This is a genomic window from Pseudomonas sp. 22082 (genome assembly GCF_052046055.1).
Taxonomy (GTDB): Bacteria; Pseudomonadota; Gammaproteobacteria; order Pseudomonadales; family Pseudomonadaceae; genus Aquipseudomonas; species Aquipseudomonas pharyngis.
This window is the reverse complement of record NZ_JBQEQB010000017.1, coordinates 67,707-86,941: the sequence shown is the minus strand read 5'-3', so window position 1 is coordinate 86,941 and position 19,235 is coordinate 67,707. Positions and strand designations below refer to the sequence as shown.

General features: G+C 60.2%; 17 protein-coding genes. 1 reads left to right on the top strand and 16 read right to left on the bottom strand.

The features are described from left to right. Positions 1 to 28 precede the first annotated feature (28 nt). Both fghA and ACTJK9_RS19680 read right to left on the bottom strand, forming a co-directional pair. Positions 29 to 874: an S-formylglutathione hydrolase gene (fghA, locus tag ACTJK9_RS19685; protein WP_064593801.1), complete on the bottom strand. Its 846-nt coding sequence runs from the start codon at positions 872 to 874 to the stop codon at positions 29 to 31. 55 nt (positions 875 to 929) lie between these two features. After that, entirely contained in the window at positions 930 to 2,042 is a 1,113-nt protein-coding gene (locus ACTJK9_RS19680) for an S-(hydroxymethyl)glutathione dehydrogenase/class III alcohol dehydrogenase (RefSeq protein WP_007954819.1), read from the bottom strand. Positions 2,043 to 2,158: 116 nt separating this feature from the next. Here ACTJK9_RS19680 and ACTJK9_RS19675 point away from each other — a divergent pair, with 116 nt between their 5' ends. After that, entirely contained in the window at positions 2,159 to 3,055 is an 897-nt protein-coding gene (locus ACTJK9_RS19675) for a LysR substrate-binding domain-containing protein (RefSeq protein ID WP_007954817.1), read from the top strand. Here ACTJK9_RS19675 and ispD read toward each other — a convergent pair. From ispD to ACTJK9_RS19605, 14 genes are all read right to left on the bottom strand, one after another. Continuing rightward, on the bottom strand, positions 3,052 to 3,759 hold the full coding sequence (gene ispD, locus ACTJK9_RS19670) for a 2-C-methyl-D-erythritol 4-phosphate cytidylyltransferase (RefSeq protein ID WP_221398812.1): 708 nt from the start codon (positions 3,757 to 3,759) through the stop codon (positions 3,052 to 3,054). The genes ACTJK9_RS19675 and ispD overlap by 4 nt on opposite strands. Beyond that, on the bottom strand, positions 3,756 to 4,034 hold the full coding sequence (gene ftsB, locus ACTJK9_RS19665) for a cell division protein FtsB (protein ID WP_003222158.1): 279 nt from the start codon (positions 4,032 to 4,034) through the stop codon (positions 3,756 to 3,758). The genes ispD and ftsB overlap by 4 nt, the downstream gene beginning before the upstream one ends. 171 nt (positions 4,035 to 4,205) lie before the next feature. After that, the gene (eno, locus tag ACTJK9_RS19660; protein ID WP_007954808.1) at positions 4,206 to 5,495 is read right to left on the bottom strand and encodes a phosphopyruvate hydratase; all 1,290 of its coding nucleotides are present in this window, start codon (positions 5,493 to 5,495) and stop codon (positions 4,206 to 4,208) included. Between the two features lie 156 nt (positions 5,496 to 5,651). Further along, positions 5,652 to 6,497: a 3-deoxy-8-phosphooctulonate synthase gene (gene kdsA / locus ACTJK9_RS19655; protein ID WP_007954807.1), complete on the bottom strand. Its 846-nt coding sequence runs from the start codon at positions 6,495 to 6,497 to the stop codon at positions 5,652 to 5,654. Between the two features lie 5 nt (positions 6,498 to 6,502). After that, positions 6,503 to 8,134 (bottom strand): CTP synthase, encoded by a 1,632-nt coding sequence (locus tag ACTJK9_RS19650; protein ID WP_011332696.1) that lies wholly within the window; start codon positions 8,132 to 8,134, stop codon positions 6,503 to 6,505. Between the two features lie 274 nt (positions 8,135 to 8,408). Beyond that, entirely contained in the window at positions 8,409 to 9,737 is a 1,329-nt protein-coding gene (gene tilS, locus ACTJK9_RS19645) for a tRNA lysidine(34) synthetase TilS (protein ID WP_440815590.1), read from the bottom strand. 146 nt (positions 9,738 to 9,883) lie between these two features. Then, positions 9,884 to 10,831, bottom strand: a complete 948-nt coding sequence (locus ACTJK9_RS19640) for an acetyl-CoA carboxylase carboxyltransferase subunit alpha (protein WP_011332694.1) — start codon at positions 10,829 to 10,831, stop codon at positions 9,884 to 9,886. A 139-nt stretch (positions 10,832 to 10,970) separates the two neighbouring features. Continuing rightward, the gene (dnaE, locus tag ACTJK9_RS19635; RefSeq protein WP_085612295.1) at positions 10,971 to 14,492 is read right to left on the bottom strand and encodes a DNA polymerase III subunit alpha; all 3,522 of its coding nucleotides are present in this window, start codon (positions 14,490 to 14,492) and stop codon (positions 10,971 to 10,973) included. A gap of 76 nt (positions 14,493 to 14,568) precedes the next feature. Continuing rightward, positions 14,569 to 15,195 carry a ribonuclease HII gene (gene rnhB / locus ACTJK9_RS19630; RefSeq protein ID WP_064379016.1) on the bottom strand — a complete coding sequence of 209 codons (627 nt, stop codon included), beginning with the start codon at positions 15,193 to 15,195 and terminating at the stop codon, positions 14,569 to 14,571. 11 nt (positions 15,196 to 15,206) lie between these two features. Next, positions 15,207 to 16,337 carry a lipid-A-disaccharide synthase gene (gene lpxB / locus ACTJK9_RS19625; RefSeq protein WP_221398810.1) on the bottom strand — a complete coding sequence of 377 codons (1,131 nt, stop codon included), beginning with the start codon at positions 16,335 to 16,337 and terminating at the stop codon, positions 15,207 to 15,209. Positions 16,338 to 16,339: 2 nt separating this feature from the next. After that, the gene (lpxA, locus tag ACTJK9_RS19620; protein WP_085612293.1) at positions 16,340 to 17,116 is read right to left on the bottom strand and encodes an acyl-ACP--UDP-N-acetylglucosamine O-acyltransferase; all 777 of its coding nucleotides are present in this window, start codon (positions 17,114 to 17,116) and stop codon (positions 16,340 to 16,342) included. Continuing rightward, positions 17,113 to 17,553 (bottom strand): 3-hydroxyacyl-ACP dehydratase FabZ, encoded by a 441-nt coding sequence (gene fabZ / locus ACTJK9_RS19615; protein ID WP_003222142.1) that lies wholly within the window; start codon positions 17,551 to 17,553, stop codon positions 17,113 to 17,115. Before fabZ ends, lpxA begins: the two co-directional genes overlap by 4 nt. 106 nt (positions 17,554 to 17,659) lie before the next feature. Beyond that, a complete protein-coding gene (gene lpxD / locus ACTJK9_RS19610; RefSeq protein ID WP_085612292.1) occupies positions 17,660 to 18,715 on the bottom strand; it encodes a UDP-3-O-(3-hydroxymyristoyl)glucosamine N-acyltransferase in 1,056 nt (351 codons plus the stop codon). A gap of 3 nt (positions 18,716 to 18,718) precedes the next feature. Continuing rightward, positions 18,719 to 19,222 (bottom strand): OmpH family outer membrane protein, encoded by a 504-nt coding sequence (locus ACTJK9_RS19605; protein WP_003222140.1) that lies wholly within the window; start codon positions 19,220 to 19,222, stop codon positions 18,719 to 18,721. Between the last annotated feature and the right edge of the window lie 13 nt (positions 19,223 to 19,235).

Below are 19,235 nucleotides of genomic sequence, written 5' to 3'. Positions count from 1 at the left end.
ATTTTGTCAGGGCGTGATTCTACCTGCATTAGGCCTTGAGGGCGCGCGCGTGATGCTGCAAGTGGTCGTCAATGAAGCTGGCGATGAAGAAATAGCTGTGGTCGTAGCCCGGTTGCAGACGCAACGTCAGCGGGTGGCCCGCTTGTTTTGCGGCTTGTTGCAGGGCTTCCGGTTTGAGTTGGGTGGCGAGGAAATCGTCGCGGTCACCCTGATCGACCAGCAATGGCAGCTTTTCGTCCGCCTCGGCGATCAGCGCACAGGCATCCCACTCGCGCCACTTCGAACGGTCTTCGCCCAGATAGCGGGAGAACGCTTTCTGGCCCCACGGACAATCAATCGGATTATTGATCGGCGAGAACGCTGACACTGACTGATAACGCCCCGGATTGCGCAACGCACAGACCAGCGCACCGTGACCACCCATGGAATGGCCGCTGATGCTGCGTTTGTCCGACGCCGGGAAATGCGCTTCAACCAGTGAAGGCAATTCCTGCACAACGTAGTCATGCATCCGATAGTGCCGCGACCAGGGTTCCTGCGTGGCATTCAGATAAAACCCGGCACCGAGACCGAAATCCCAGGCCCCGTCGGGATCACCCGGTACATCCGGGCCGCGCGGACTGGTGTCAGGTGCCACGATGATCAGCCCCAGTTCAGCCGCCATGCGCATGGCACCGGCCTTCTGCATGAAGTTCTCGTCCGTGCAGGTCAGGCCCGACAGCCAGTACAGCACCGGCAGCTTGCCGCCCTGCTCTGCCTGGGGCGGCAGGTACACGGCGAACACCATGTCACAACCGAGCACTTCGGAACGATGGCGATAGCGCTTGTGCCATCCGCCGAAACTCTTCTGACAGGAGATGTTTTCCAGACTCATGTAGGACTCCTACGCAACCACGGCCGCGCGGTGGCGGCCGTGGCATCGGGATTGATCAGAAATGAATGACGGTACGGATGCTCTTGCCTTCGTGCATCAGGTCGAAGGCCTTGTTGATATCTTCCAGACCCATGGTGTGGGTGATGAAGGTATCCAGCGGGATTTCGCCGCTTTGCGCCATGTCGACATAGCTTGGCAGTTCGGTCCGGCCACGCACGCCACCGAACGCCGAACCGCGCCAGACGCGACCGGTCACCAGTTGGAACGGACGGGTGGCGATTTCCTGGCCGGCGCCGGCAACACCGATGATCACCGACTCGCCCCAGCCCTTGTGGCAGCACTCGAGGGCTGCGCGCATCAGCTGCACGTTGCCGATGCATTCGAAGGAGAAGTCGACGCCGCCATCGGTCATGTCGACGATCACTTCCTGGATCGGGCGGTCGAAGTCTTTCGGGTTCACGCAGTCAGTGGCACCCAGTTGTTTGGCGATTTCGAACTTGGCCGGGTTGATGTCGATGGCGATGATGCGCGAGGCCTTGGCCTTCACCGCGCCAATCACGGCCGACAGACCGATGCCGCCGAGGCCGAAAATCGCCACGGTGTCACCCGGCTTGACCTTGGCGGTGTTGATCACTGCGCCGATACCGGTGGTCACGCCGCAACCGAGCAGGCAGACCTTTTCCAGCGGCGCGTCCTTGGAGATCTTGGCCACGGAGATTTCCGGCAGCACGGTGTATTCGGAAAAGGTCGAAGTACCCATGTAGTGGAAAATCGTTTGGCCCTTGTAGGAAAAGCGCGAAGTGCCGTCCGGCATCAGGCCCTTGCCCTGGGTGGCCCGAATGGCCTGACACAGGTTGGTCTTGCCCGACTTACAGAATTTGCACTGGCCACATTCCGGGGTGTACAGCGGAATCACATGGTCGCCGACGGCCACCGAGGTCACGCCTTCGCCGATCGCTTCAACGATGGCGCCGCCTTCGTGGCCGAGGATCGACGGGAAGATACCTTCCGGGTCCGCGCCGGACAGGGTGTATGCGTCAGTGTGGCAAACACCGGAAGCCACCACGCGCAGCAATACTTCACCGGCCTTGGGCATGGCGACATCGACTTCTACGATTTCCAGCGGCTTCTTGGCCTCGAAGGCAACGGCGGCGCGCGACTTGATCATGCTGACTCTCCAGTGAATCCATTGAATAAAAAAGCAGACAGGGAGTGTAGTCCAGCGCTGCTTGATGAATAATCCGGGCAAAAGCAAAACATTATTGCCATACAGGGATAATCCCCATGTCCGAAAACCGCTGGGAAGGCATCGACGAGTTCGTCGCCGTTGCCGAATGCAGCCAATTCACCGCCGCTGCGGAACGCCTGGGCGTTTCTTCCTCGCACATCAGTCGACAAATCGTACGGCTGGAGGAGCGTTTGCAGACGCGCCTGCTGTATCGCAGCACCCGGCGCGTCACCCTGACCGAGGCCGGCCAGACCTTTCTGCAACATTGCCAACGTCTGCAGGACGGACGCGAAGAAGCCTTGCGCGCGGTCGGCGATCTGACCAGCGAACCCAAAGGCATGCTGCGCATGACCTGTGCCGTAGCGTATGGCGAGCGTTTCATTGTGCCGCTGGTGACGCGGTTCATGGGGCACTACCCGCAACTGCGCATCGACATTGAACTGACCAACCGCCAACTCGATCTGGTGCATGAAGGCCTGGACCTGGCGATCCGTCTTGGCCGGCTTCAGGATTCACGGCTGGTGGCGACCCGGCTGGCACCGCGGCGCATGTATCTGTGTGCGTCGCCTTCCTACCTGGAACGGTACGGGCGCCCACACAGTTTGTCGGAACTGGGACGGCACAATTGCCTGATCGGCAGCTCGGACATCTGGCAGCTTGAGCAGAACGGGCGGGAATTTTCCCAGCGGGTGCAGGGAAACTGGCGCTGCAACAGTGGGCAAGCGGTGCTGGATGCGGCGCTACAAGGCGTCGGACTGTGTCAGTTGCCGGACTATTACGTGCTGGAGCATCTGCACAGCGGCGCGTTGATTTCTTTACTGGAGGCGCATCAACCGCCGAATACAGCGGTGTGGGCGTTGTATCCGCAGCAGCGGCACTTGTCGCCGAAGGTGCGCAAACTGGTGGACTTTCTCAAGGAAGGTTTGGCCGAACGGCCTGAGTATCGGATTTAACGACGGTTGGTCCAGCGCTGGCGCAGCCATTCCAGATCTTCAGGCCGGGTGACCTTGAGATTGTCCGCTCGACCTTCGATCAGGCGCGGCGCCATGCCGGACCACTCCATTGCCGAGGCTTCATCGGTGATCACGGCATCAGCCACCAGACTGTCGGCCAGTGCACGGTGCAAGGCACCGAGGCGGAACATCTGCGGCGTGTAGGCCTGCCAGATCACGCTGCGATCCACGGTTTCCACCACACGACCGTGCTTGTCGACCCGTTTCAGGGTGTCGCGCGCCGGCACGGCCAGCAAGCCGCCGACCGGATCGTTCGCCAGTTCAGTAAGCAATTTGTCGAGATCATCACGGCTCAGGTTCGGTCGTGCCGCATCGTGCACCAACACCCAATCGTCATCATCGGCACCTTGGGCGTGCAGATGAAGCAAGGCGTTGAGCACCGAGCCGGAACGCTCGGCACCACCGTCAACCCGTTGAATGCGCGGATCGCTGGCGCTGGCCAGATTCGGCCAATAAGGATCATCAACGGCAAGACTGACCACCAGGCCCTTGAGGCTTGGGTGATCGAGGAAACAGCCGAGGCTGTGTTCGAGAATTGTGCGCCCGCCCAGTTGCAAGTACTGCTTGGGACGGTCCGCAGCCATTCGGGCACCGACGCCCGCGGCAGGAATCACGGCCCAGAAGGCCGGCAGGGAGTCGATCATTGGGCCAACTGGTAAAGGGTTTCGCCGTCCTTGACCATGCCCAGTTCGTGACGAGCCCGCTCTTCAACGGTCTCCATGCCCTTCTTCAACTCGCTGACTTCAGCGTCCATCACCCGGTTGCGCTCCAGCAAGGCTTCGTTCTCGGCGTGTTGATCAGCAATCTGCTGATTCAGTTCGGCGACTTGCGCCAGACTGCCATTGCCCACCCACAGGCGGTACTGCAGACCGGCCAGCAGCAAGAGCAAAACGAGAAACAACCAGTAAGGACTGCGCATCGAATATCAGGTATCCAGTGAAAAAAGACAGCCACGCCAAAACTTTGAAGCATCTGATAGCACGAAGCCTGGAATATCCAGGCTTGTGCATATAAGGCATCAGATTAGTGGCAAATCCATCGCTGTCACGACTTTTCCGACACAATCCGGTGTCTTTCTATCATTTACTGCTCAGCCGCGAAACTCGCTGCGACCGTTGTACTTGGCCTTGCCATTCAACTGCTCTTCGATACGCAGCAGTTGGTTGTACTTGGAAACGCGGTCGGAACGGCACAGCGAACCGGTCTTGATCTGGCCAGCCGAAGTACCCACAGCCAGGTCGGCAATGGTCGAATCTTCGGTTTCGCCCGAACGGTGCGAGATCACGGCGGTGTAACCGGCAGCCTTGGCCATCTGGATGGCTTCCAGGGTTTCGGTCAGGGTGCCGATCTGGTTGAACTTGATCAGGATCGAGTTGGCGATCTTTTTATCGATGCCTTCTTTCAGGATCTTGGTGTTGGTCACGAACAGGTCGTCACCGACCAGTTGGGTCTTCTCGCCGATCTTGTCGGTGAGGATCTTCCAGCCAGCCCAGTCGGACTCGTCCAGACCGTCTTCGATCGAGATGATCGGGTAACGCTCGGTCAGACCTTTGAGGTAGTCGGCGAAACCTTCAGCGGTGAACACCTGGCCTTCGCCGGACAGGTTGTACTTGCCGTCTTCGAAGAATTCGCTGGCCGCGCAGTCCAGAGCCAGGGTCACGTCGGTGCCCAGCTTGTAACCGGCGTTGGCCACCGCTTCGGAGATCACTTTCAGTGCGTCTTCGTTGGAAGCCAGGTTCGGCGCGAAACCACCTTCGTCACCGACAGCAGTGCTCAGGCCACGGGCCTTCAGCACAGCTTTCAGGTGATGGAAAATCTCGGTGCCCATGCGCAGACCTTCCGAGAAAGACTTGGCGCCAACCGGCTGAACCATGAATTCCTGGATGTCGACGTTGTTGTCGGCGTGTTCGCCACCGTTGATGATGTTCATCATCGGAACCGGCATCGAGTACACACCCGGAGTACCGTTCAGGTTGGCGATGTGTGCGTACAGCGGCAGGTCCTGATCCTGTGCAGCCGCCTTGGCCGCAGCCAGGGATACGGCGAGGATGGCGTTGGCGCCCAGGGTCGCTTTGTTTTCAGTACCGTCCAGCTTGATCATCGCGTGATCCAGGGCTTTCTGGTCGCTTGGGTCGGTGCCCAGCAGCAGATCGCGGATCGGACCGTTGATGTTGGCTACCGCCTTGAGCACGCCCTTGCCCAGGTAACGGCTCTTGTCGCCATCACGCAGCTCGAGCGCTTCACGCGAGCCAGTGGATGCACCGGACGGCGCACAGGCGCTGCCGATGATGCCGTTGTCGAGAAGCACGTCCGCTTCCACGGTGGGATTGCCACGGGAGTCGAGAACTTCACGACCTTTGATGTCGACGATTTTTGCCATTGTTGTAAACACTCCAAAGTTGACGAAAACGACGCAGCTAGAGGAAATCTTTTTACCGTCGGCAAGTGGTGTGCAGCGGGCAGCTTGCAGACGACAACGCTCATACCCGAGGGCATGAGCGACAAATCGTGCGGTACTTTACCGGAGAATTGAGGTTTACGCGGTTTCTACCGTCGGAAAACTCTTCACCAGTTCGTCCAGGGCTTTGAGCTGGGCCAGGAATGGCTCCAGTTTGTCCAGACGCAAGGCGCAAGGGCCGTCGCATTTGGCGTTGTCGGGATCCGGGTGCGCTTCGAGGAACAGGCCCGCCAGCGACTGGCTCATGCCAGCCTTGGCCAGGTCGGTGACCTGGGCGCGGCGACCGCCGGCGGAATCGGAACGACCGCCAGGCATTTGCAGCGAATGGGTTACGTCGAAGAATACCGGGTACTCGAACTGCTTCATGATGCCGAAGCCGAGCATGTCGACCACGAGGTTGTTGTAGCCGAAGCTCGAACCGCGCTCGCAGAGGATCAACTGATCGTTACCCGCCTCCACGCACTTGTTCAGGATGTGTTTCATTTCCTGAGGCGCGAGGAACTGGGCTTTCTTGATGTTGATGACGGCGTTGGTCTTGGCCATCGCGACGACCAGATCGGTCTGGCGCGACAGGAAGGCCGGCAGCTGGATGATGTCGCAGACCTCAGCGACGACCGCGGCCTGGTCAGGCTCGTGGACGTCGGTGATGATCGGTACGCCGAAGGCTTGTTTGATGTCCTGGAAGATGCGCATGCCTTCTTCCAGGCCAGGACCGCGATAGGAGGTCACAGAAGAACGGTTGGCCTTGTCGAAGCTGGCCTTGAACACGTAAGGGATACCGAGTTTTTCGGTGACCTTCACGTACTCTTCGCAAACCTGCATGGCCATGTCACGACTTTCCAGCACGTTCATGCCGCCGAACAGCACCATGGGTTTGTCGTTGGCAATCTCGATGTCGCCGACGCGGATGATCTTCTGTGCCATCGGGGTTACGCCTTCTTCTGGTGTTGAGCCAATGCCGCTTTGACGAAGCCGCTGAACAGCGGATGGCCATCGCGTGGCGTCGAGGTGAACTCAGGGTGGAACTGGCAAGCGACGAACCATGGATGATCCGGCGCTTCGACCACTTCAACCAGCGCAGCATCGGAAGAGCGACCGGAAATTTTCAGGCCGGCTTCGATGATTTGCGGCAGCAGGTTGTTGTTCACTTCGTAACGGTGACGGTGACGTTCGACAATCACATCCTTGCCGTAGCAGTCGTGCACCTTGGAGCCGGCTTCGAGCAGGCATTCCTGAGCGCCAAGACGCATGGTGCCGCCCAGGTCGGACGCTTCGGTACGCACTTCAACGGCACCGGTAGCGTCTTCCCACTCGGTGATCAGGCCGACAACCGGATGGCCGCTGGCACGATCGAACTCGGTGGAGTTGGCGTCTTTCCAGCCCAGCACGTTACGGGCGAACTCGATGACCGCCACTTGCATGCCCAGGCAGATACCCAGGTATGGAACCTTGTTTTCGCGAGCGTATTGAACGGCAGTGATTTTGCCTTCCACGCCGCGCAGACCGAAGCCGCCCGGTACGAGGATCGCGTCGACGCCTTCCAGTAGCGCGGTGCCCTGGTTCTCGATGTCTTCGGAATCGATGTAGCGCAGGTTGACCTTGGTGCGGTTGGTGATGCCGGCATGACTCATCGCTTCGATCAGCGACTTGTAGGCGTCCAGCAGTTCCATGTACTTGCCGACCATCGCGATGGTGACTTCGTGCTCCGGGTTCAGCTTGGCATCGACGACCTTTTCCCACTCGGACAGGTCGGCGCCATTGCATTGCAGGCCGAAACGCTCGACGACGAAATCGTCCAGACCCTGGGCGTGCAGTACGGCCGGGATCTTGTAGATGGTGTCGACGTCTTCCAGGGAGATCACCGCACGCTCTTCAACGTTGGTGAACAGCGCGATCTTGCGACGCGACGACACATCCACCGGATGGTCGGAGCGGCAGATCAGCACGTCTGGCTGCAGGCCGATCGAACGCAGTTCCTTCACGGAATGCTGGGTCGGCTTGGTCTTGGTCTCGCCAGCGGTGGCGATGTACGGAACCAGGGTCAGGTGCATCAGCATCGCGCGCTTGGAGCCGACTTCCACACGCAACTGGCGGATGGCTTCGAGGAACGGTTGCGATTCGATGTCACCCACGGTACCGCCGATTTCCACCAGCGCCACGTCGGCATCGCCGGCGCCCTTGATGATGCGACGCTTGATTTCGTCGGTGATGTGCGGAATCACCTGGATGGTTGCACCCAGGTAGTCACCACGGCGCTCTTTGCGCAGCACGTGTTCGTAGACACGGCCGGTGGTGAAGTTGTTGTTCTGGGTCATGGTCGTGCGGATGAACCGCTCGTAGTGGCCCAGGTCCAGGTCGGTCTCGGCGCCGTCGTGGGTGACGAACACTTCACCGTGCTGGAACGGGCTCATGGTGCCCGGGTCGACGTTGATGTACGGATCCAGCTTCAGCATGGTGACCTTAAGCCCCCGCGCCTCCAGGATGGCCGCCAATGAAGCCGATGCAATGCCTTTCCCCAAAGAAGAAACAACACCGCCCGTGACGAATATGTAGCGCGTCATGAAAAACCCTAGAAGTCTGCGTTAAAGCGGTCCGAGCCGCCGGGGAAAGCGAAGGAAGGCCGAAGCCCCCGATCACCTGCATTAATCACAGTGCACCTTTCAAAAAAACCGCCGCGTTGGGACAGACCGGAAGTGAAAACACCGGTACGTTGCTCGCTACACATTTTTTGGAATCGCCCAGCAAAGACTGCTTGGTAATCGGCAACTCCTGCAATTCAGGCGAATCCACAGAAGTTGTATCAAGAAGGGAGCGTAGTCTACCGGAATGCCCCCTTCATCTCAAACCTTGATCTTCGTCCGAGGGCTGCCAATGCAATCGCCAGCCTTCCAGCACATGGCCGTCGAGCCCCGGCAGGTTCGCCACGGCGAGCAATTCTTCACCGCGAAACAGCAGCGGCAATCTGCCACGCACGAAGCCCGGCACCGCGCGCTCATTAAGCAGGCGCTTGAGATCACGATGACCGCGATCCGCCAGATGCATCACCTCGCCGCCCTGCCGATAGCGGACTTGCAGCGGCCCGGCGGGAGTCTGACCGCTGAACATGACACGTCCGTTATCGGGCAAGCGTAGCGCCAGCGACGGCTCGTGCCAGTCGCCGCTGACCACCGGTGTACGCAACCATTGTCCGCTGAGCCACCACAGGCGACCGGCGCTTCGGTGCAGCTCGCCATCCGCCAGACGCCAGATCGGCGAGGCATCGTTGCCGGCGTCACGCACATCGACCCAACCCGACCAATGGTCGGTATCCGGCAGTCGGGTCAAAGGTCCAAGCCAGTGGCTGAGTGCATTTCGCTGACGGGCATCGGACAATTTCGCGATGGCCGCGAACTCCAGCGATGGCAATCCCGACCACTCGAACTCAGCGGGCAATTTCGCAGTAGCCAGATCGATTTGCGCCAGCTCATCGAGCAAACCTTGCGCCTCACGCAGATGCGCCGCACTGCGGGCCATGCTGGCGTACGCCTGAGGCCAGCGACCGCTCAGCAACGGCAGAACCTGATGCCGTAGATAGTTGCGCGAAAACTGTCGATCCTGATTCGAAGGATCCTCGACCCAACGCAGGCCATGGTCCCGCGCATAGGCTTCCAGCTCTGCGCGTGTGATGTCGAGCAACGGCCGCACCAGACTGCCCTGCCCCAGCGCTCGCGTGGCCGGCATTCCGGACAACCCACGCACGCCGGCGCCACGCAGCAGACGGAACAACAGCGTTTCAGCCTGATCGTCGCGATGCTGCCCGGTCAGCAGCACATCATTGGCCTGAGTCGCCGCACTGAACGCCGCATAGCGCGCATCCCGTGCCGCGCGCTCTAAACTCGCCCCCGGCTGCACCTGCACACGCTGCACTTGCAACGGCACCGACAGTTCGTCGCAGACATCCTGACAATGCGCCGGCCACGCATCGGCCGCAGCCTGAAGGCCGTGATGAACATGAATGGCGCTTAGCGCCGGAAGGGATTCGGCTTTGGCGAGATTGGCCAGGAGGTGCAGCAGAACGGTGGAGTCGAGGCCGCCGGAGAAGGCGATGCGCCAATGGGAAGCACCGAGCCAGGGCTTGAGATTGCGCAGAAGCCTGGAAGGCAAATCAATCGAGGGCTGACCCATTTTTCTACCTTTTCACAAACCAAATGTGGGAGCGGGCTTGCTCGCGAAAGCGATGAAACAGCCAACACAATTGTTGAATGTTACATCGCATTCGCGGGCAAACCCGCTCCCACAGTGTTTTGCATCGTTGGCCGAAACGGCTCGACTTAGAGACCGTAGCTCATCAGACGATCATAACGACGCTTGAGCAGCGCTTCGTTGTCGAACTTCTTCAGCATCGCCAGTTGCGAGCTCAGCTCGGCGCGGATCGATGCTGCGGCAGCGGCCGGATCACGGTGGGCGCCGCCCAGAGGCTCGCTGATCACCTTGTCGACGATGCCCAGACCTTTCAGACGCTCGGCAGTGATGCCCATCGCTTCAGCAGCATCCGGCGCCTTCTCTGCGGTTTTCCACAGAATCGAAGCGCAGCCTTCCGGCGAGATCACCGCGTAGGTCGAGTACTGCAGCATGTTCAGCTGATCGCACACGCCGATCGCCAGTGCACCGCCGGAACCACCTTCACCAATCACGGTGGCGATGATCGGGGTTTTCAGGCGGGCCATGACGCGCAGGTTCCAGGCGATCGCTTCGCTCTGGTTACGCTCTTCAGCATCGATGCCAGGGTACGCGCCCGGAGTGTCGATGAAGGTCAGGATCGGCATCTTGAAACGCTCGGCCATTTCCATCAGGCGGCAGGCCTTGCGGTAACCTTCCGGACGCGGCATGCCGAAGTTGCGGCGTACCTTTTCACGCACTTCACGGCCCTTCTGGTGACCGATCACCATCACTGGCTGGTCTTCCAGACGTGCCACGCCGCCCACAATGGCCGCGTCGTCGGAGAAGTGACGATCACCGTGCAGTTCGTCGAACTCGGTGAAGATGTGCTCGATGTAGTCCAAGGTGTAAGGACGTTTCGGGTGACGCGCCAGACGTGCGATCTGCCAGCTGGTCAGCTTGCCGAAGATGTCTTCGGTCAGCGTCTTGCTCTTGTCCTGCAGGCGGGAGATCTCATCGCCGATATTCAGCGAATTGTCATTACCGACCAAGCGCAACTCTTCGATCTTGGCTTGCAGGTCGGCGATCGGCTGTTCGAAATCTAGAAAATTCGGGTTCATAGGCGTCCGTCTTGGGTCGTGTCCCAAATGAGCTTGGGCCGGCCGGTTGTCTATTCGCGCCCTACCTTAAGGGAGAGGCGCGCTGAGGTCGAGATTAAAAATTCAGGTTGTGGGCAGGCGCTTTGATGGCACCTCCCGGTCAACGGTATTGGAGGAAGACGTTGTCTCGCCCGAACTGGTCACGCAGGGCTTGAATCAAGGCATCCGCCGGGTCAATCCGCCAGGTCTCGCCGAACTGCAGCAAGGTCTTCGCATCGGGACTGGTGTATTCCATGGTGATCGGGCACGCCCCGCGATGACGCTTGAGCAATTCACCCAACCAGCGTAGCTGATCGCCTTTCAGGTCTTGGGTCTGCAACTTCAGGCGCAGGCTCTCGGCGAGGTTGGTGCGCGCATCTTCCATGCTCATCACCCGCTTGACCCGCAGGCGCAGGCCGCCGGAGAAGTCATCGTTGCTGACCTCGCCTTCGACCACCACCATTGCGTCGGTCTGCAGCAGCGATTGCGCGGAGTGGAACGCATCGGCGAACAGCGATGCCTCGATCCGCCCGGAACGGTCGTCGAGGGTGATGAAGCCCATCTTGTCGCCCTTTTTGTTCTTCATCACCCGCAGGGCGATGATCATCCCCGCCACAGTCTGGGTGTCCCGGGCCGGTTTCAGGTCGATGATGCGCTGGCGGGCGAAACGGCGGATTTCGCCTTCGTACTCGTCGATCGGGTGGCCGGTCAGGTACAGGCCCAAGGTGTCTTTTTCACCTTTGAGCCGTTCCTTGAGGGTCAGCTCCTTCGCCTTGCGGTGGACCGCGTAAACGTCCGCGTCCTCCTCGACGAACAACCCGCCGAACAGGTCGGCGTGGCCACTGTCGCGGGTGCGCGCGGTCTGCTCGGCCGACTTGATCGCCTCTTCCATCGCCGCCAGCAGCACGGCGCGGTTGCGGTCGATGTTGGCCTGGTAAGCCTTTTGCTCGTCATGGAAGTACGGGCCGAGGCGATCCAGCGCGCCGCTGCGGATCAGACCGTCCAGCGTGCGTTTGTTGATGCGTTTGAGGTCGACTCGGGCGCAGAAGTCGAACAGATCCTTGAACGGACCGGCCTGACGGGCCTCGGTGATCGCTTCCACCGGGCCTTCACCGACACCTTTGATCGCGCCCAGGCCGTACACGATGCGGCCTTCGTCGTTCACCGTGAACTTGAACTCCGAAGTGTTCACGTCCGGCGCGTCGAGGCGCAGCTTCATCGTGCGCACTTCCTCGATCAAGGTCACGACCTTGTCGGTGTTGTGCATATCCGCCGACAGTACCGCGGCCATGAACGGCGCCGGGTAGTGGGCTTTCAGCCAGGCGGTCTGGTACGAGACCAGGCCGTAGGCGGCGGAGTGGGATTTATTGAAGCCGTAACCGGCGAATTTTTCCACCAGGTCGAAAATGTTACCGGCCAGATCCGCGTCGATATTGTTCGACGCACAACCCTCAATGAAACCGCCGCGCTGCTTGGCCATTTCCTCGGGTTTCTTCTTGCCCATCGCCCGACGCAGCATGTCCGCACCACCGAGGGTGTAACCGGCCATGACCTGGGCGATCTGCATCACCTGTTCCTGATACAGGATGATGCCGTACGTCGGCGCCAGTACCGGTTGCAAACCTTCGTACTGGTAATCCGGGTGCGGATACGCCAGTTCAGCGCGACCGTGTTTACGGTTGATGAAGTCATCCACCATGCCCGATTGCAGCGGGCCCGGACGGAACAGGGCCACCAGTGCGATCAGGTCTTCGAGGCAGTCGGGCTTGAGCTTTTTGATCAGCTCTTTCATGCCGCGGGATTCAAGCTGGAACACCGCGGTGGTTTCAGCTTTTTGCAGCAGCTGATAAGTCGGCTTGTCATCCAGCGGGATGAACGCGATGTCCAGCGGCGGTTCGTTGACCTTGGCGCGGTCACGGTTGATGGTCTTCAGCGCCCAGTCGATGATCGTCAGGGTCCGCAGGCCGAGGAAGTCGAACTTCACCAGACCGGCCGCCTCGACGTCGTCCTTGTCGAACTGGGTCACCAGACCGTCGCCGGCCTCGTCGCAATAGATCGGCGAGAAGTCGGTCAGCTTGGTCGGCGCGATCACCACACCACCGGCGTGTTTACCGACGTTACGCACCACACCTTCGAGCTTGCGCGCCATCTCCCAGATTTCCGCCGCTTCTTCATCGACCTTGATGAAGTCGCGCAGGATTTCTTCCTGCTCGTAGGCTTTTTCCAGGGTCATGCCGACTTCGAACGGAATCATCTTCGACAGGCGATCGGCCAGGCCGAACGACTTGCCCTGGGCCCGCGCCACGTCGCGGACCACAGCCTTCGCCGCCATGGAACCGAAGGTGATGATCTGGCTCACCGCGTTGCGGCCGTACTTTTCGGCCACGTAATCGATCACCCGGTCGCGACCATCCATGCAGAAGTCGACGTCGAAGTCGGGCATCGATACCCGTTCCGGGTTGAGGAAACGTTCGAACAGCAGGTCATATTCCAGCGGGTCGAGGTCGGTGATCTTCTGTACATAGGCCACCAGCGATCCGGCACCCGACCCTCGGCCAGGGCCCACCGGCACGCCGTTGTTCTTGGCCCATTGGATAAAGTCCATCACGATCAGGAAGTAACCGGGGAACCCCATCTGGATGATGATATCCAGCTCGAAATTCAGCCGGTCAACGTAGACCTGACGCTTGGCCTCGTAGTCCTCGGTGGTGTCCTTGGGCAGCAGCACGCTGAGGCGTTCTTCCAGCCCATCGAACGAGACCTTGCGGAAATACTCGTCGATGGTCATGCCATCGGGAATCGGGTAATCCGGCAGGAAGTGCTTGCCCAGCTTCACATCGATGTTGCAACGCTTGGCGATCTCGACGGTGTTCTCGATCGCATCCGGCAGGTCGCTGAACAGCTCGGCCATTTCCTCGGCGCTTTTCAGATACTGCTGGTCGCTGTAGTTCTTCGAACGCCGCGGATCGTCGAGGGCCCGGCCCTCACCGATGCAGACGCGGGTTTCGTGAGCGGCGAAGTCTTCCTGCTTGATGAAGCGCACGTCGTTGGTGGCTACCAGCGGCGCGCCGAGCTTGTCGGCCAGGGCCACGGCACCGTGCAACTGTTCTTCGTCGTTCGGACGATTGGTGCGCTGGATTTCCAGATAGAAACGATCCGGGAACACCGCCATCCATTCGCGCGCCAGGGTTTCAGCTTCGGCGGGGTTGCCGCCGATCATGGCCATGCCGATCTCGCCTTCCTTTGCGGCGGACAGCATGATCAGGCCTTCGTTGGCCTCGGCGACCCACTCGCGCTCGATGATGACCATGCCGTTGCGCTGACCGTCGATGAAGCCACGGGATATCAATTCGGTCAGGTTGCGATAGCCCTGGGCATTCATGACCAGCAGGCTGATGCGGCTCAGCGGACCATCCGGGTCCTTGTTCGACAGCCACAGGTCGGCGCCGCAGATCGGCTTGATCCCGGCACCCATGGTGTTTTTATAGAATTTGACCAGCGAACACATGTTGTTCTGGTCGGTCACCGCAACGGCCGGCATGCCCATGCCGGTCAGGGCCTTGACCAGCGGCTTGATCCGCACGAGCCCATCGACCAGGGAGTACTCAGTGTGCAGGCGTAGATGAACGAATGAAGCCGGCATAGTGATCCTGTCCAGTTACATAGAGACAACAAGGCCCGGATTGTACCGGGCCCCGAACAAAACATCAGCCTTGCCGCTAAACCTGCGTCAGGCCTTCCAGCGCTTCGTAAGCCTGACGCACCGGGGCAAACGAACGCCGGTGAATCGGCGTCGGCCCGAGGCGTGACAGCGCTTCCAGATGAACGGGGGTCGGATAGCCTTTATGGCCGCCGATGCCGTAACCCGGGTAGATCAATTCGAACGCCGCCATCTCGCGGTCGCGGCTGACCTTGGCCAGAATCGATGCCGCTGCAATCGCCGGCACCTTGCCGTCGCCCTGCACCACCGCTTCGGAACGCATCGGCAGTTTCGGGCAGCGGTTGCCGTCGATCATCGCCAGTTTCGGCTGGATGTGCAGGCCAGCGACCGCGCGTTGCATCGCCAGCATGGTGGCGTGAAGGATGTTCAACTCGTCGATTTCTTCGACCTCGGCGCGGGCGATGCACCAGCTGAGCGCCTTCTCGCAGATTTCGTCGTAGAGCTTTTCGCGCTTGGCTTCGGTGAGTTTTTTCGAGTCGTTGAGACCGAGGATCGGCCGATTCGGATCGAGGATCACCGCTGCGGTGACGACCGCTCCGCACAACGGACCGCGACCGACTTCATCGACGCCGGCCACCAGCTCTTCGACTTCGGCGACCAGGGTGAAATCCAGGCCCATCTGCATGCTTGTCTTGCTCATCGTGTTTGCCCGATCAGGTTCAGAACGGCGTCAGCCGCCTGATTGGAAGCGTCCAGGCGCAGGGTGCGATGGATCTCGTCGAAGCCACGGGTCTGCTCTTCGCCACCATCGATCAACGGCGACAGGGTCTGGGCAAGTGCCTCAACCGTCGCATCATCCTGCAACAATTCCGGCACCAGCAATCGCTGGGCCAGCAAGTTCGGCAGGGACACGTACGGGCTCTTGACCATGCGTTTGAGAATCCAGAACGTCAGCGGCGCAAGACGATAGGCCACGACCATCGGGCGCTTGTACAGCAGCGCTTCCAGGGTCGCCGTGCCCGACGCGATCAGGACCGCATTGCACGCCGCCAGGGCCAGGTGAGATTGGCCATTGAGCAAGGTCACCGGCAGATCACGACCGGCCAGCAGCTCCTCGAGCTGGGCACGACGCTCAGGGTTGGCGCACGGGATGACGAAACGCACACCCGGGCGCATGGCACGCAGGCGTTCGGCGGTATCCAGGAACAACGCACCCAGTCGACTGACCTCGCCACCCCGGCTGCCAGGCATCAAAGCCACCAGCGGACCGTCCGGCAGACCGAGTTCGGCACGCGCGGCGGCGCGATCAGCCTCCAGCGGAATGGTATCGGCCAGCGTATGGCCGACGAACCGCACCGGTACGCCCTTCTCTTCGTAGAAGCTGGCTTCGAACGGCAGCAGCGTGAGCATCAGGTCGCAGCCTTCGCGGATCCTCAGCACCCGCTTCTGCCGCCACGCCCACACCGATGGGCTGACGTAGTGCACGGTCTTGATTCCGGCCTGACGCAGCTTGAGTTCGATATTGAGGTTGAAATCCGGTGCGTCGATGCCGATGAACACATCCGGTTTTTCAGCGATAAGCGTAGCGATCAGGTCTTTGCGGCGCTTGAGCAGTTCACGCAAGCGTCCCAGGACTTCCACCAGGCCCATGACCGACAGACGCTCCATCGGAAAATAGGACGTCAGGCCTTCGGCCTGCATCAGCGGGCCACCGACACCGATGAACTCCACCGCAGGGTGCTGTGCCTTGAGGGCACGCATCAGGCCTGCGCCCAGAATGTCACCGGAAGCCTCCCCCGCCACCAGCGCAATACGCAGATTGGCCATGGTCAGCGGGTGATGCCGCGGGTCGACGACTGGATGGAGTCACGGAACATCGCGACCTCCGGGAACTGGGCGGACGGCTCGGCCAGTTCGGCCAGCGCCTGCTCGACGGTCAGGCCCTGGCGATACACCGTTTTGTACGCACGGCGCAGCGCGTGAATGGCGTCTTCGCTGAAACCGCGACGGCGCATGCCCTCGAAGTTCATGCTGCGCGCTTCGGCCGGGTTGCCGAATACGGTGACGAACGCCGGGACGTCCTTGCCGATCGCTGTACCCATGCCGGAAAAGCTGTGGGCGCCAATGTGGCAGTACTGATGAACCAGGGTGAAACCGGACAGGATTGCCCAGTCATCAACGTGTACATGGCCGGCCAGCGCGGTGTTGTTGACCAGAATGCAGTGGTTGCCGATGACGCTGTCATGTCCGATGTGGGCATAGGCCATGATCAGGTTGTGATCACCCAGAGTCGTTTCAGAACGATCCTGAACGGTGCCACGGTGGATTGTCACACCTTCACGGATGACGTTGTGGTCACCGATCACCAGACGGGTTTCTTCGCCCTTGTATTTCAGGTCCGGCGTGTCTTCGCCTACCGAGGAAAACTGGTAGATGCGGTTGTGCTTGCCGATACGGGTCGGACCTTTGAGGATCACGTGTGGCCCGATGACCGTACCCTCGCCGATTTCCACACCTGCACCGATGATCGACCACGGGCCGACCTCGACGCCATCGCCCAACACGGCCGACGGATCGATGATTGCGCGAGGGTCAATCAAACTCATAGCTTGCGTTCCGCACAGATGATTTCAGCCGAGCAGACCGGTTTGCCGTCGACCGAAGCCTGGCATTCGAACTTCCAGATCTGACGCTTGCAGCTGATGAACTTGGCTTCGAGGATCAACTGATCCCCCGGCAGCACTGGCTGGCGGAAACGCAGTTTGTCGGAGCCGACGAAGTAATAAAGGGTGCCGTCGGCCGGTTTCACGTCAAGCATCTTGAAACCGAGGATCCCGGCAGCCTGAGCCATGGCTTCGATAATCAGCACGCCCGGCATGATCGGGTGCGCTGGGAAGTGACCGTTGAAGAACGGCTCGTTGATGCTGACATTCTTGTAGGCGCGAATGCGCTTGCCTTCCGTATCCAGCTCCACTACCCGGTCCACCAGCAGGAACGGGTAACGGTGAGGCAGGTATTCGCGAATCTCGTTGATGTCCATCATTTCGGGGGGAAGCCTATGTAAAGATTGGGAGCGCGACTGACGCGCACTCCTCTAGCAAATCAAGGAGGCAGTCCAGAGGCTGTGCACACTTGATATGGAAATGGTATCAGCCTTCAGATGAAGCATTACCGCCAGGGGTCACTTCCCCGGAGCGCTTTTCCAGCTGTTTCAAACGTCGCGCGATGTCATCGAGCTGACGAATACGGGCCGCGCTTTTGCGCCATTCGGCCGCCGGTTGCATGGCTGTGCCGGAAGAATAGGCACCCGGCTCGGTAATCGAGTGGGTCACCATGGTCATCCCGGTCAGGAATACGTTGTCGCAAATATCGATGTGCCCTACCAGGCCAACACCCCCGGCGAGCATGCAGTGCTTGCCGATTTTGGTGCTGCCGGAAATCCCCACGCACGCGGCCATGGCGGTGTGGTCACCGACTTGCACGTTGTGGGCGATCTGAATCTGGTTGTCGAGCTTCACACCATTGCCGATCACGGTATCGGCCAGCGCACCGCGGTCGATGGCGGTATTCACGCCAATCTCCACATCGTCACCGATGGTCACGCCACCGATCTGGGCAATTTTCTGCCAGATGCCCTTCTCGTTGGCGAAGCCGAAGCCTTCACCACCAAGTACGGCACCAGACTGGATCACCACGCGTTTGCCGATCCGCACATCGTGATACAGCGTGACTCGCGGGGCCAGCCAGCCGCCCTCGCCGATTTCACTGCGCGCACCGACAACGCAATGCGCGCCGAGTGTCACACCCGCCCCAATTCGAGCACCGGCTTCGATCACCACGAAGGGACCGATACTGGCGCTCGGATCGACCACGGCACCCTCGGCAATCACTGCCGTCGGATGAATGCCGGCAGCGGCCTTGGGCTTCGGATCGAACAGATGGGAAATGCGTGCGTAAGCCAGGTAAGGATCCGGCACCACCAGCGCATTACCGGCATAACCTTCCGCGTCGGCAGCCTTGAGCAACAGGGCTGCGGCTTGCGTGCCAGCCAGGTATTTACGGTATTGGGGGTTTGCCAGAAAGCTCAACTGAGCTGGGCCAGCCTCCTGCAAGGTGGCTAGCCCAGTGATTTGCTTCTCGGGGTCGCCACTCAGGGTGGCGCCGAGGAACTCGGCCAACTGGCCGAGCTTGATAGTCACGGTCATGGGTTACTTCAGCTGATTCATGCGCTCGATAACCTGGCGCGTGATGTCGTACTGAGGTTTGACATCGATCACTGCGCCACGCTCGAACACCAGGTCAAAACCACCTTTCTTGATGACTTCTTCCACTGCGCTATCCAGTTTCGGCTTCAGTTGCTTGAGCATTTCACGGTCGGCAACAGCCTTGGCTTCGTTCAGCTCCTTGGATTGGAACTGGAAGTCACGAGCCTTTTGCTTGAACTCAAGCTCCAGACGCTCGCGCTCACCTTGCTGCATCTTGTCGCCACCGGCCATCAGACGATCCTGAATGCCCTTGGCACTGCTTTCCAGGGTCTTGAGCTTGGTCAGTTGCGGGCCAAACTTCTTCTCGGCATCCACGGCGTACTTCTTCGCCGCGTCGGATTCCAGCAGAGCCATCTGATAGTTCAGGACGGCGATTTTCATGTCGGCAAATGCCGGGCCTGCCACCAGTACGGAGGCCAGGAGAACCAATTGAGTCAACTTACGCACGATGCACTCCTAC

Excerpts from the sequence above, each read along its gene's own strand:
- fghA (WP_064593801.1), bottom strand. The coding sequence starts at position 874 with ATGAGTCTGGAAAACATCTCCTGTCAGAAGAGTTTCGGCGGATGGCAC.
- ACTJK9_RS19680 (WP_007954819.1), bottom strand. The coding sequence starts at position 2,042 with ATGATCAAGTCGCGCGCCGCCGTTGCCTTCGAGGCCAAGAAGCCGCTG.
- ACTJK9_RS19675 (WP_007954817.1), top strand. The coding sequence starts at position 2,159 with ATGTCCGAAAACCGCTGGGAAGGCATCGACGAGTTCGTCGCCGTTGCC.
- ispD (WP_221398812.1), bottom strand. The coding sequence starts at position 3,759 with ATGATCGACTCCCTGCCGGCCTTCTGGGCCGTGATTCCTGCCGCGGGC.
- ftsB (WP_003222158.1), bottom strand. The coding sequence starts at position 4,034 with ATGCGCAGTCCTTACTGGTTGTTTCTCGTTTTGCTCTTGCTGCTGGCC.
- eno (WP_007954808.1), bottom strand. The coding sequence starts at position 5,495 with ATGGCAAAAATCGTCGACATCAAAGGTCGTGAAGTTCTCGACTCCCGT.
- kdsA (WP_007954807.1), bottom strand. The coding sequence starts at position 6,497 with ATGGCACAGAAGATCATCCGCGTCGGCGACATCGAGATTGCCAACGAC.
- ACTJK9_RS19650 (WP_011332696.1), bottom strand. The coding sequence starts at position 8,134 with ATGACGCGCTACATATTCGTCACGGGCGGTGTTGTTTCTTCTTTGGGG.
- tilS (WP_440815590.1), bottom strand. The coding sequence starts at position 9,737 with ATGGGTCAGCCCTCGATTGATTTGCCTTCCAGGCTTCTGCGCAATCTC.
- ACTJK9_RS19640 (WP_011332694.1), bottom strand. The coding sequence starts at position 10,831 with ATGAACCCGAATTTTCTAGATTTCGAACAGCCGATCGCCGACCTGCAA.
- dnaE (WP_085612295.1), bottom strand. The coding sequence starts at position 14,492 with ATGCCGGCTTCATTCGTTCATCTACGCCTGCACACTGAGTACTCCCTG.
- rnhB (WP_064379016.1), bottom strand. The coding sequence starts at position 15,195 with ATGCAGATGGGCCTGGATTTCACCCTGGTCGCCGAAGTCGAAGAGCTG.
- lpxB (WP_221398810.1), bottom strand. The coding sequence starts at position 16,337 with ATGGCCAATCTGCGTATTGCGCTGGTGGCGGGGGAGGCTTCCGGTGAC.
- lpxA (WP_085612293.1), bottom strand. The coding sequence starts at position 17,116 with ATGAGTTTGATTGACCCTCGCGCAATCATCGATCCGTCGGCCGTGTTG.
- fabZ (WP_003222142.1), bottom strand. The coding sequence starts at position 17,553 with ATGATGGACATCAACGAGATTCGCGAATACCTGCCTCACCGTTACCCG.
- lpxD (WP_085612292.1), bottom strand. The coding sequence starts at position 18,715 with ATGACCGTGACTATCAAGCTCGGCCAGTTGGCCGAGTTCCTCGGCGCC.